The sequence below is a fragment of the Bythopirellula goksoeyrii genome (assembly GCF_008065115.1).
Taxonomy (GTDB): domain Bacteria; phylum Planctomycetota; class Planctomycetia; order Pirellulales; family Lacipirellulaceae; genus Bythopirellula; species Bythopirellula goksoeyrii.
In genome coordinates this window covers 5,000,761-5,013,158 of sequence record NZ_CP042913.1, presented here as the reverse complement: position 1 = coordinate 5,013,158, position 12,398 = coordinate 5,000,761, and the positions used below count along the sequence as shown (strand labels likewise).

8 protein-coding genes are annotated in these 12,398 nt (G+C 51.9%); 6 read left to right on the top strand and 2 right to left on the bottom strand.

The window, feature by feature from the left end:
• Positions 1-15: 15 nt before the first annotated feature.
• Both Pr1d_RS19760 and Pr1d_RS19755 read left to right on the top strand, forming a co-directional pair.
• Positions 16-1,197 carry an acyltransferase family protein gene (locus Pr1d_RS19760; protein ID WP_148075127.1) on the top strand — a complete coding sequence of 394 codons (1,182 nt, stop codon included), beginning with the start codon at positions 16-18 and terminating at the stop codon, positions 1,195-1,197.
• Between the two features lie 163 nt (positions 1,198-1,360).
• On the top strand, positions 1,361-2,566 hold the full coding sequence (locus Pr1d_RS19755) for a c-type cytochrome domain-containing protein (RefSeq protein ID WP_148075126.1): 1,206 nt from the start codon (positions 1,361-1,363) through the stop codon (positions 2,564-2,566).
• Between the two features lie 583 nt (positions 2,567-3,149).
• Here the strand turns inward: Pr1d_RS19755 and Pr1d_RS19750 are convergent.
• Both Pr1d_RS19750 and Pr1d_RS19745 read right to left on the bottom strand, forming a co-directional pair.
• A complete protein-coding gene (locus tag Pr1d_RS19750; protein WP_148075125.1) occupies positions 3,150-4,382 on the bottom strand; it encodes a leucine-rich repeat domain-containing protein in 1,233 nt (410 codons plus the stop codon).
• 384 nt (positions 4,383-4,766) lie between these two features.
• Complete coding sequence (locus Pr1d_RS19745) at positions 4,767-5,963, bottom strand: PEP-CTERM sorting domain-containing protein (RefSeq protein WP_148075124.1); 1,197 nt, start codon at positions 5,961-5,963, stop codon at positions 4,767-4,769.
• 538 nt (positions 5,964-6,501) lie between these two features.
• On the opposite strand from Pr1d_RS19745, the gene Pr1d_RS19740 reads away from it, so the two are divergent.
• From Pr1d_RS19740 to Pr1d_RS19725, 4 genes are all read left to right on the top strand, one after another.
• Positions 6,502-7,770, top strand: coding sequence for a cysteine desulfurase-like protein (locus Pr1d_RS19740; RefSeq protein WP_148075123.1), 1,269 nt, complete (start codon positions 6,502-6,504; stop codon positions 7,768-7,770).
• Positions 7,771-8,165: 395 nt separating this feature from the next.
• Positions 8,166-9,659 carry an MFS transporter gene (locus Pr1d_RS19735; RefSeq protein ID WP_148075122.1) on the top strand — a complete coding sequence of 498 codons (1,494 nt, stop codon included), beginning with the start codon at positions 8,166-8,168 and terminating at the stop codon, positions 9,657-9,659.
• Positions 9,656-10,999 carry an MFS transporter gene (locus Pr1d_RS19730; protein ID WP_148075121.1) on the top strand — a complete coding sequence of 448 codons (1,344 nt, stop codon included), beginning with the start codon at positions 9,656-9,658 and terminating at the stop codon, positions 10,997-10,999. Before Pr1d_RS19735 ends, Pr1d_RS19730 begins: the two co-directional genes overlap by 4 nt.
• 57 nt (positions 11,000-11,056) lie before the next feature.
• On the top strand, positions 11,057-12,388 hold the full coding sequence (locus tag Pr1d_RS19725; RefSeq protein WP_148075120.1) for an NAD(P)/FAD-dependent oxidoreductase: 1,332 nt from the start codon (positions 11,057-11,059) through the stop codon (positions 12,386-12,388).
• Positions 12,389-12,398 lie beyond the last annotated feature (10 nt).

The window sequence follows — 12,398 nt, the reverse complement described above, 5'->3', positions numbered from 1 at the left end:
TAAAGAGAGGGATAGATGGCAGACCACCTATCAAAAGCATCGGTACCCGAAGCCACTTTGCCAACGACACGGCTGTTGGCACTTGACGTCTTTCGCGGCTTTACGATTCTGGCAATGATCCTGGTAAATAATCCGGGGGATTGGGGCCATCTTTACTGGCCTTTGGGCCATGCTGACTGGCATGGATGGACACCGACCGATCTGGTGTTCCCATTCTTCCTGTTCATCGTGGGAACTGCCATGGCCTATTCGCTTCGCAAGTATCGGACTGGGACAACAATCTCTCCTGCGGTCTATTGGCGGATCGCCCGACGGTCGGCTGTTTTGATTCTTCTGGGTTTGCTCTTGAATCGGTCGAGTGCCATTTTTAATTTCGTGACGGGCAATGCCGAATCGATTGATCTCAACAATTGGCGATTCCCTGGCGTCTTACAACGAATCGGGGTGGTTTACTTTGCTGCATCGCTAATTGTGCTACGTCTTGGGCTCCGGGGGCAGGCCATCGTTTCAGTTGTGCTTCTGTTGGGTTACTGGGCTTTGTTGGCATGGTTTCCCAGCGGTGATTACCAAGAGAATCTTTCACCCGAAGGAAACTTGGTACGCGTCGTCGATCGTAAAGTGATTGGCGAGAGCCACATGTACACCCAAGCGACTTCCGAAAAGACAGACCCAGAAGGTCTGCTGAGTACATTGCCTGCGATTGTCACCGCGCTGTTTGGCTACTGGGCAGGGTTGTTCATTCAGCGTAGCGGAGCAACGATTAAGACAGTCGGTTGGTTGACAACCGCTGGAGTGATCTGCATTGGGCTCGGACTTTTGTGGGGTACTGCGTTTCCGATCAACAAAAAAATCTGGACCAGTAGCTTTGTGGTGCTTACCGCCGGCTGGGCGTTGGTTGTGCTAGCTGGTTCGCTCTTGAAATTCGACATCTGGGGCTGGCGAAAAATCGGTCGCGCTTTTGAAGTGGTTGGCGTCAACGCTATTCTGGTCTTCGTTGCCTCTGGGCTTTCGGCAGTGCTGTTGAGTGTGACCCACGTTGGAACTCAGACCACCAAACAATGGCTTTACGAGACTCTATTCGCCTCATGGATCCACACACCTGAATTGTCATCGTTGGCCTACGCCATTACGACGGTCGCTTTCTGGTGGGGGGCAATGTCGCTTTTATCACTACGTGGGTGGACAGTGAGGGTATGAAACCCCAAAAAAGCCGTGACCGTGGGTCGCGCTCAGCTATTGGTCGCACTGGGCAACTCCATGATGAGGAAAAGTGAAAAAACTTCCTCCACCCGGCCCTATTTGAAGGGCAATACTCTCTCAGTTATACTCGTAAGCTAACCCTTACAAGGAGTCTCCTACTATGCAGCGACGTCTAATTTTAAGTTTCTCAGCATTCGCATTTTTCACATCTATTGTCTCAGCACCAGCTGCCCGAGCAGCGGTGGATTTTGAGAAGCAAGTCTTACCAGTTTTCGAAGCCAATTGCACCAAGTGCCATGGCGAGAAAAAGGCAATGGGCAAACTCCGCCTGCAATCGGCTGCGGCGATCCAGGAGAAGCTTGCAGACGACGAGCATTTAATCGTCGCCGGTAATCCTGACGAGAGTGAACTCTACGAGCGGTTAGTCTTACCAGCCGGTAGCAAGAAGCGGATGCCCAAGGGGGCCGATCCACTTGATCAAGCCGCCATCGATCTGGTAGCCCTTTGGATCAAAGAAGGGGCAAATTTCGGTTCTTCTGATCAAGAGAGCACTCCAGCAACTGAGGCTGAAAAGAGTTCTCCAGATGCAAAAGCAGAAACTGAAGCACCTGATGCCAAGCCAGAGCCTCCCAAGCTGAAACCCTTGCCGATGCCGGAAGTCGATCCAGCTTCTGAGGAGGCCATCGAACGGTTGCGCAGCGCCGGCGCCCAGGTAATGCCACACTTTGCCAAGAGCAATCTGTTGGATGTATCCTTTGCGCTTTCTTCGGAGCCGGCAAATGATGACGCGTTGGCTTTGCTCAACGACGTAGCGCACCACGTGATCTCATTGAATCTGCGTGGCGCCCAAGCGAGCGACAAGGGTTGGTCGGAACTAGCCAAACTCTCGAATCTTTCTAAGCTTTCGGTCGAAAACTCCAGTTTTTCGGACGATGCTGCTCAGTATCTTTCCGGGCTTGAGCGACTGGAATCACTTAATCTCTATGGCACGGATGTTAGTGACAAAGTGCTTGACCCAATTCGTGGTCTTAAACGCCTACAGAAAATCTATCTCTGGAAGACCAATGTTTCTTACGATGGAGCGATTGGTTTGGAAAAAGACCTGCCCTATATCGAATGGAACCTTGGCTGGGATCATCCCGTGATTGCCCGTAAGCGTCTTGAGAAACAACAGGTTGAGTTCGCAGCGGATGCAAAGACCAAGCAAGAGGAAACTGCCCGCCTTCAAACCGATCTCAAAGTAGCAGAAGAGGCTCAAGCTGCAGCGGAAAAACGGCTCAAGCAGGTCGAAGACGCTCTGAAGAAACTTAGTGGTGAGAAAGTAGAGTCGCCGACTGAGGAGCAAAGTGTTCAGCCTGACGCGTAGCGAACTCGATCGGATTGTTTTTAACGCATTAACTCTTGTATCTGGGTACTTCAGCCTACTGCGCCGGCCCCCTACGGAGACCACGGGCATGGGAGGCTGAAAGGTCCTCTCAGCAGAGATAGGGATCCATCCTGGTTGAGCGTTTGCCGACTGACTGCGACCGCGCAAGTCCGATCATCTTCTATCGATTCTGCGCTTGATGGCAGGACGTTTTGCGCGGCCACTTTCTTGAAAACTGAAAAAAGCAAAAAATAATTAATTGATGTGATCTCGTCTGATCCCTTATTTTCTAGTGTTTGCCTGAAATGGCGGCCATAGTGTTTAAAACAAAACTCCACCACGGCGATGCAAAATTCGAAGTGCTCTGAGGCAACAAAAGCGCAGCGTCACCCGATCCGGCCGAGGACAGACCACCGCCCGACCCGCGACGACTATTCTCAATTGTCAATGAACTAGGCCTAGTATACGGCAAGTCCCATTATCACGATTCGAATGGCCCATTTCTACGACTTTTTTTGTGCCATCTCTGGAAGCTTGTGTGTCAGTGAATTCGGGATTCAAGTTCATTGCAGTTCAAACCATTCTAGAAAGCGTACGGGTCATTTCGCAACTTGGACGTTCGTTGACGGTACATCAAATAACCATTAAACATCTGGTTATTGATGAAAGTACGTCTCTGAATCGAGCCCTGCGGCAATTTGCTATTGATGATAGTGCAATGTGAAAAGGCCATTTGCTCCTTCCGTAAGCCCTCATCGGTGATTTGTGTATTCTCAATTTCCAAGGCTCTCAACGAATTCTTCAGTCTAGCAATATACTTCAAACCATCATCCGTAATCGACGTTCCACTAAGCCGCAGGTATTGCAGATTGTCGAAATCTTGGAGTAACTTAAGACCGTCGTCGGTAATCTGCGTATCTTCAAGTGACAACATCACTAGTTTTGTCAGTGGTTGAATGTGTTTCAGGCCATCATCCGTAATTTCGTTGTTATCCAGAACAAGTCGACGAAGGTTCGTGAGCCGTCGCAAGTGCATCAAGCCTGCATCCGTGATTTGGCATCGGTTGAGTTCGATCTGCTCGATTTGAGTCAGTGTTGATAGGTACGCTAAGCCTTCATCCTTGACCGGCACATCGCTCGCATCGATCCAGTTGAGCTGTTTCATTGCTGGCAAATGGGCCAGGCAGGCATTACTCACATCCGGCCCGCTAGGCAAATCAATTGCCAAGAGATTGTTCATTCCCTTGATATGTCGTAGCCCCGCGTCGGTGATAAGCGAATTACCGATGAAGAGTTCGTAGAGGTGCGGCGAAGCCGAGATGCACTCCATGAGATTATCTTCGAGACGGCTCTGCTGGTGGCCTTGAACAGCGGTTACGACCTGACAATTCTCTGGGCCCGTCAGCCGCTGCAGCCATGCTGGAGCATGCGCTTGGGATTCGTATCGGACGCCGGTCGACTTGAGGATTGCTATGGCCTGACGTTGGGACATGTAAGGTCGCACATGGTGAACAGCTAAGAAGCAAAGAAGTGCTAAAACTGTAGTGGCTGTGAGAATCGTCTTCATTCCGAAGCGAATCGATCTACAGGAAATCAATTCTGCAATGATCCACGTAATGGTAGCGCCAACCCAGATCAAGAAGAGTGCCGAACCGAGAGATAGACCACTTGCGGTAGTAAAGTGACTAAGTGCCGCGATACCAGCTACGTAAAGTGGCACCGTGATAACAAACACTTTCAACAAGGATCTTGCAAAATTCAAAATCGTTCGCTTGTTATTACTCGCCTCAGCGTTGGAAGATTGTTCGACAGACATGCCTGACTCACAGATTAGGAGTGAAAGAGCTTCTGATTATACCCAAGTCGCGAAAACTGTTCTAACACTTTTTCTTTCGTATAGACGAGCAGTGCCAAACAAAGACCAGCGGATACAAGGCACATGCTGATGTTTCGGCTCAGTGCAATTAGCAGTGATGGCATCTAAGTAGCGTTCGAAAGGTGGGTGCGTCTTACTTAGCATTTGTTGAATGAATGCAGTATAGAAAGAGAGCGATGAAAAGACAAAACCGCCAGAGGAGTCGAAGCCTCGATGAACGCGTGTTAGCCGAGATACATAGGTAAAGACAGCTCGAAACGTTTCTGTCTTTCTCCTCTCGTTCCCAAGCTCCGCTTGGTAACGCCCTGTCGCACGAGGCTCCGGCTAATCTTCTCTTCCGATGCTCATGCGCATCTTGTTTGTCTTCCGCAACCCAAACAGTCCGAAGAGGCTAAATCCAATTAGCGTAAAAGTCGAAGGCTCGGGGATTATCGCGAGCCAGCCTTCACCGTCTCCCGCGGGATTGATTCCAAATCCAACGATGGCCCGACCATCCGCAGAAACGGCAGTTGCCTCAACTAGGCTCCATCCAGTGAGCGAAGAACCCAGTCCGAAGTCATTTGCGAGGACAGATTGAAGATTTCGCATTCCATACAAGCTATCCCAGACGAATGCCACCTCGCTTTTCCCGACAATGATCGAACCGTCCTCGGAAACGCCATTTGCGATGCTAGTAGTACTTCCGCTGAGTTTACCTAAACCGACCATGCCGTCGGCGCTCGTCCAGCGAAATGCTTCGTCCAAGTAGCGGGTTGATAGAGATGTTCCATGACCAACAACAACCTGGCCGTCGAGTGAAACTGCGGTGGCCCGACTACCAAATCTCCCACCAGGAAGGTCCCCTAAGGGGACCAAGCCATCTTCAGTGGTCCAGCGAAATGCCTGGCCGCCCGCGCCTGAATTGCTCTGTCCAACAACCACTGAGCCGTCACCTGAGACACCCGTGGCCGCGCTGTAATCAAGAGTGGGGTCTTCTGGCGGAACGCCGTCAAGAAATCCCATGTTGACCATACCGGTCTCGCTTGTCCAGCGAAACGCGTAGAAGGTGTAGTTAGCATCGGCCTCTCCAACTACGACCAAACCGTCCCCCGATATTGCATTGCCGAGAATAAAATTAATCCCATCTGGGATATCACCCAAACTTACCATGCCAGTCGCCTGGGTCCAACGAAATGCCTCTGAGCCAGTTGGCGAATGGGCAGTCCCAGTGACGACCGATCCATCCACGGAAACGCCAGCCGCAAAGCTGAAGCCGTTCCCGGGAAAAAGATCCCCGATACCGAGGTCCCCTAAGCCAACCATCCCCCCACTCCTTGTCCAGCGAAACGCCTCATGGCCGAAACTGGAATCGACACTTCCAACTACCACAGCGCCATTTGAGGACACGCCGTAAGCACTACTACTATTTCTTCCTCCGGGGAGGTCTCCAAGGCCGATGAAACTGTAGGCCTGCAGTATCGCATTGCAAGCGCAGAGTACTAGCGGCGTTAATAGGATTGAAAGGGGACGATGAATAGTCATTAGCGAAATCCTTGGGTGAGATAACAGTGGATCAGAAAGCAAAACTCTCCCATCTCCTTTTTAATGGCTGGGAATCAAGGAGGCAACCAAAATAAAGGCGATCCCCCTCTAAGGTCGACGAAAAAGGAAAGGCACTTTTCGCGCGGCATGAAACCCTGACAGGTCATTAAACCTATTAACTTGCAATTACTTACGATAGGGTTGAATATTGACGAAGTCCGAATCGTGCCTGTCCTTTTCTTCTTATGCCGCTTCCTGATGAAAACTAACGTGCACGAAAACGAAGAAGCGCGCAAGACCAAATCTCACTGCGCAAGTCTTGTGCCGAACAGGATTGCTCTCGACCCTTTTGGAATTCGCTTTGAATTTGCCATTGACCTTGTAGTTCTTCTTAAATTTAGTGAACAACCTCTTTCCGGAAGTGCACACGACTGGTTCTTATCAACGACGAGCTTCTCCAAATTCTCCTTTGCGAAAAATCGAAACTGTGGGATACTCAGCGGAGCGACTAGAGCCTACCTGACTTCAAGGATACTTCATGCAATACGACGTCGAGAGAGTAAGAGAGATGTTTCCTTCGCTGGCAATTGTCGATGGTGGAAAGCTGCGGATTTACTTCGACAATCCGGGTGGTACGCAGGTGCCTAAAACGGTTGTCGACCGGATCAGCGAATGCCTTTACGAGCGGAACGCCAATTTGGGCGGTTACTTTGCTACGTCTGTCAAAGCGGATGCTGTGATGGACGAAATGAGGTGCGCGGTGGCAGACTTGCTTAATGCACCTGCTGCGGAGGACATCGTCTATGGTCAGAACATGACCACGATCACGCTGCACATTTCCCGCTCCTTAGGCAAGCTGCTGTCGCCGGGCGAGGAAATCATTCTGACGCGGATGGATCATGATGCCAACGTTGCGCCCTGGTTGCATCTCGCGAGAGACATTGGTCTAGAGGTGAAGTGGTTGCCTTTCAATCTGGAAACGTTCGAGTTCGATCTGAACGAGTTGAGCCAAATGATCACATCGAAGACGCGGCTGCTCTGTATCGGGGGAGCCAGCAATCTGACTGGCACGATTCATCCCATCAAGTCCATCTGCGCAATCGCGAAAGCGGCGGGAGTGTGGACTTACATCGACGCGGTTCAATCAGTGCCGCATGTTTCGACCGATGTGCAAGATCTCGATTGCGATTTTCTGGTTTGCTCCCCCTATAAGTTTTTCGGTCCACATCAGGGTGTGCTTTATGGACGTCGTGAGCTGATGGAAAAGTTGGAACCTTACAAGGTTCGACCTGCACCCAATGAAATGCCCGAAGCGTTTGAAACTGGCACCCAGAATCACGAGTGCGCTGCGGGAGTCACGGCGGCGGTAGAATACTTTGCCTGGATCGGTAATTCGATGGCGGGGTCGTACCATGAACGCTACAAGCATTTCAATGAGCGCCGGCAAGCAGTACATGCCGCGATGGACTGCCTCTTCAACTACGAGACCGAACTTACCAGCCACTTGATCACCGGTTTACAGAGGTACTCGGGATTAAAGATTTTGGGCATTACGGATCCTCAGGCATTCGGCAGGCGTGTCCCGACGGTTTCCTTCATCGTTGAGGGCGACTCTCCAGACCGCATTGCGAAGGCCTTGGCGGAGGAGAATATCTTCGTTTGGCAGGGACACAACTTTGCCGTGGAGGCCGTCACGGCGTTGGGGATCATCGACAAAGGGAGTGCCGTACGTGTGGGATTGGTGCACTACAACACGCTCGACGAAGTCGATCAGTTGCTTGCTTCTCTAGACCGGATTCTTTCCTAGCTGGATGCGGAAATCACTGTTCGTATGTGCCGACATCGTTGGATGGATTGGAAGGCAATACGCAGTAATGCATCCTTTGGTAGCAATGCATTGGCACGGCAGAGTTACAGTACTCACGCCTGTCTGGAAACTTCAATCGTGATTCCCGGGAGATTCCCGCAACCTGCACTTTCTTAGAGGCTAAGTTGGACGCAAGTTGGTCACCTAGTGCAGACGCAGCTCGATGGCTTCGGGCCTAGGTATTTTTCCTTTTAAACTGCCGGGACTTGCGGGAATCGTTTCCGCTTTCTGTATGCCCTACTCGTTTCCGTGGCAATCGGTTATGATTGGCCACTCCTAGCCTTGCCAGTCTTCCCTGCCGTTCTACTCCTGCCTCTCCTTGTAAGGAATTCCGGATGCCTGAAACCAAACGACTCACATCAGTCCAGTGGCTGGTCTGTATCATTGCCGCGATTGGTTTTGCGTTTGATATTTATGAACTGCTGATGTTGCCTTTAGTGGCACGCAACGCGTTGATGGAGTTGGGGGGGATCTCGCCGGGGACTCCGGAGTTTGCTCGTTGGTTTGGTCTGCTGTTTTATGTGCCGGCAGTCTGCGGTGGGATTTTTGGGCTCTTGGGAGGCTATCTGACGGATCGTTTTGGTCGCCGACGCGTGCTCACCTGGAGTATTCTACTTTATGCAACGTCGGCTTTTATGTCGGGGTTTTCGACAAGCCTGTGGATGTTGCTCTTCTTTCGCACTACCACGTTCATTGGAGTGTGCGTTGAATTCGTGGCGGCAGTGGCATGGTTGGCGGAACTGTTTGATGATCCCGTCCAGCGCGAGAAGGTGCTCGGCTACACTCAGGCTTTTTCTTCTTTCGGTGGATTGTTGGTGGCTTTTGCCAACGGTGTCATAGCTCGGCATGCCACGGGTTTTCCTGCTCTTCAGATCCCCGAATTCCTGCAATCTGTGTGGGGTACGATTGAACCTATCGGCCAACATGCCGATTGGCGCTACACGATGATGAGCGGCATTCTCCCCGCAATCCCGTTGATAGTGATTCGCCCCTTTTTACCCGAATCTCCCAAGTGGTCTGCGAAGAAAGCCGCAGGAACGTTGCAACGACCCAGCATCGCTGAGTTGTTCTCTCCCAAGCTCAAACGTACGACAATTGTCACCACCCTGATGTTTGCGTGTAGCTATGGCGTTGCCTTCGGCGCCCTTCAGCAGTTGCCGCAGATATTGCCAGGGCTTGATACCGTGCAAGCGAGGATGCAGGCTGCTGGTGAAGGGAAACCTGAACTCCAGGCGAAAATTGCGGCAGGGAAATCTCGCCAGGTGATCACGGCCAACTACACCAAATCGCAAGAACTCGGCGGGCTATTCGGTCGCTTTGCCCTGGCCCTGCTGGTGGTGCATTTTGTCAGTCGCCGCCACTTGCTCCGCTTCTTTTTAATCCCCGGATTAATCATTTTACCGTTAGTGTTTTACGGCTATTATCTAGGTCACGAGTCCGTCTTTTGGACGGGAGATCTGAGTTGGATCCCCGGTTTTCATAATGTGAGCGTTTCGCTACTGGGCATAGGAATCTTCCTTGCGGGCTTCTGCACCGTGGCTGTGTTCAGTTTCTGGGGAAATTATTTGCCTCATGTGTTCCCGGTCCATCTGCGGGGCACTGGTGAGAGTTTTGCCGCGAATATTGGTGGCCGCATGTTGGGGACTCCGTTTGCGTATGTTACTCAGGTCATCGCAACGCTGGGATTCGTCCCTGGTGCCACTCCTGCAGCGAAGACCGCAATCGTGGCGGCCGGAGTCGCCTTCACCTTGATCGCTTGTAATCTCTTGCTAAGTTGCCTGTTGCCAGAACCTGGTGCCAATTCGATCGATGAAATGGAGTCGGTATGACAACTGAAGGACGTTACCGTTGGTATCGAGAGCTCAACGGTTATCAATGGTTCGTGTTGCTGGTCGCTGCGCTGGGCTGGCTGTTTGATTGCCTCGACCAACAACTATTCATTCTGGCGCGCCAACCGGCGATGGCGGAATTGCTACCCGGAACCCCAACCCAAGCACAAATCGACGAAGCCGGTGGTTATGCGACCGCAATTTTTTTGATGGGCTGGGCGATTGGCGGACTTGTCTTCGGCGTGATGGGAGATCGCATCGGCCGTGCCAAGACGATGATCATAACGATTCTGCTGTACTCTCTTTTTACGGGTCTGAGCGCATTGAGTGTCGGCTTCTGGGATTTTTCGTTGTACCGCTTTATGACTGGCCTCGGGGTGGGGGGAGAATTTGCCGTGGGGGTCGCATTGGTAGCTGAAGTGATGCCGGATCGAGCACGTCCCTATTGCCTGAGTATATTGCAAGCTCTCTCAGCAATCGGAAATGTGTCGGCGGCACTGATTGGGATAACAATGGGTTCGCTCCATGAGCATGGCCTCGTCGACAGTGTGTGGCGTCCCATGTTTGTCGTCGGGGCTATACCAGCCCTCTTAGCGCTTGTGATTCGAGCTCGACTGAAGGAGCCTGAGCGTTGGCAACAGGCCTCGCTTGAGGGAGATACTGCTCGCAAGCTTGGTTCCTATCGAGAACTGTTTGGGCATCCCACATGGCGCAAGCATGCGTTCATCGGTTTGGGACTTGCTTTTTCAGGCATTGTCGGACTTTGGGGCATCGCGTTTTTCACTTTCGATCTCGTCGGCAACGTGATGAAGGAGAAGTTCATCGCCGATGGTCAAACAGAGGTTCAAGTAGCTGGGTCCGTTGCCCACTGGAAGGGAATCGCCTCGATGATGATGAACATCGGTGCGGCGTTTGGTATGTATGGTTTTGCGATACTTGCCCAGCGGATGGGTCGTAAACCGACTTTTGCAATTGCGTTCATTGCTGCGATGTTGAGCACGGCATCGGTCTTTTATTTCTTGACAGAATTCCATCAGGTATTTTGGATGGTGCCGATCATGGGGTTCTGCATTCTGTCGCTGTTCGCTGGTTACGCGATTTATTTTCCTGAATTGTTCCCCACCCACTTAAGGAGTACCGGAACGAGCTTTTGCTATAACGTGGGCCGATTCGTGGCTGCTGTGGGGCCATTCTTGCTAGGCTGGCTCACGGGCCAAGTGTATGCCGACACGGCTGAACCGCTTCGCAATGCAGGGTTAACGATGTGCGGCATATTCGTGCTGGGTCTCCTGGTATTGCCATTTGCGCCGGAAACGAAAGGCAAACCCCTGCCGGACTGAATTGGCTGAACCATTACGAGGCTTGTTCCGTCTTGATTTGTGAAGGAAGAATTTCCCATGGCAAACAAGACGGACAATACGATACGGCGACATCAGGTAGTAATTATCGGAGGTGGATTCGCCGGTTTTACTGCTGCAAGTCGGTTGCGGGGCGCCCCTGTTGATGTCACGCTCATCGATCGTCGGAATTTTCATCTCTTTCAGCCGCTCCTATACCAAGTTGCCACCGGCGGTTTATCGCCAGCCAACATCGCGGCTCCCTTACGAGGACTCCTAGGCAAACAAGCGAATTGCCAGGTCCTCATGGAAGAAGTGACCGACATAGACGTGCAAAATCGCTCAGTTTGCGTTTTTGGAGGTGAACTGAAATATGACACGCTAGTGGTCGCTGCCGGTTCTCGGCACAGCTACTTTGGTCATCCTGAATGGGAAACTCTGGCGCCTGGACTGAAGACCATTGAAGACGCAACAGAGATTCGTCGTCGTGTGCTCTCCGCTTTCGAAGCGGCCGAACTATCTCAGGACGCGAGCGAGCGACGTCGCTTATTGAACTTTGTAATCGTCGGTGCAGGTCCGACGGGGGTGGAACTCGCGGGTGCCCTCGCGGAGATCGCCCGGCACAGTCTTAAGGAAGATTTCCGCCACATTGACCCCTCGGATGCTCGAATTCTGCTGATCGAGGCGGGCGACCGGGTGCTCTCTTCCTACCCGGCAGATCTCTCTGAGAAAGGGCAGCGTGCTCTGGAGAAGCTGGGCGTAACCGTTCGCACGAATGCCAGCGTCGAAGAGATTACCGATGCGATGGTTCGGCTCAGAACAGAAGCTGGAAAGGAAACCATTCCGACGAAAACGGTCCTCTGGGCAGCGGGGGTTGAGACTTCGCCACTAGCGAAAAAACTAGCTGTGGCCACGGGACTTGAACTGGACCGGGCGGGGAAGATTGCTGTTGATCCCGACCTATGTCTAGCGGGGTATCCTGAAATCCTCGTTCTAGGCGACATGGCGAATTGCCTCGACAAGGAGGGTAAGCCGCTGCCAGGAGTTGCACCGGTGGCGATTTCCCAAGGGAAATATGCAGCGAAGCTAATCAATAACCGCCTGCGGAATCGTCCAACACCTCATTTTCACTTCAACCATCGAGGAAGTCTGGCGACGATTGGCAAGAGTTCCGCTGTGGCCGAGTTGGGTCGCTTTCACTTTTCAGGTTTATTTGCCTGGTTGCTGTGGCTGTTGATCCATCTGATGAACATCGTCACCTTCCGCAATCGCCTGCTCGTATTGCTGCAATGGGGATGGAGTTATTTCACACATGATCGTTCGGCCCGCTTGATAACTGGCGAGAAATCGACAAGTGAAATCGCAGAATTGGCCAGTCCGAACACTCCTTAACAATCAGCTC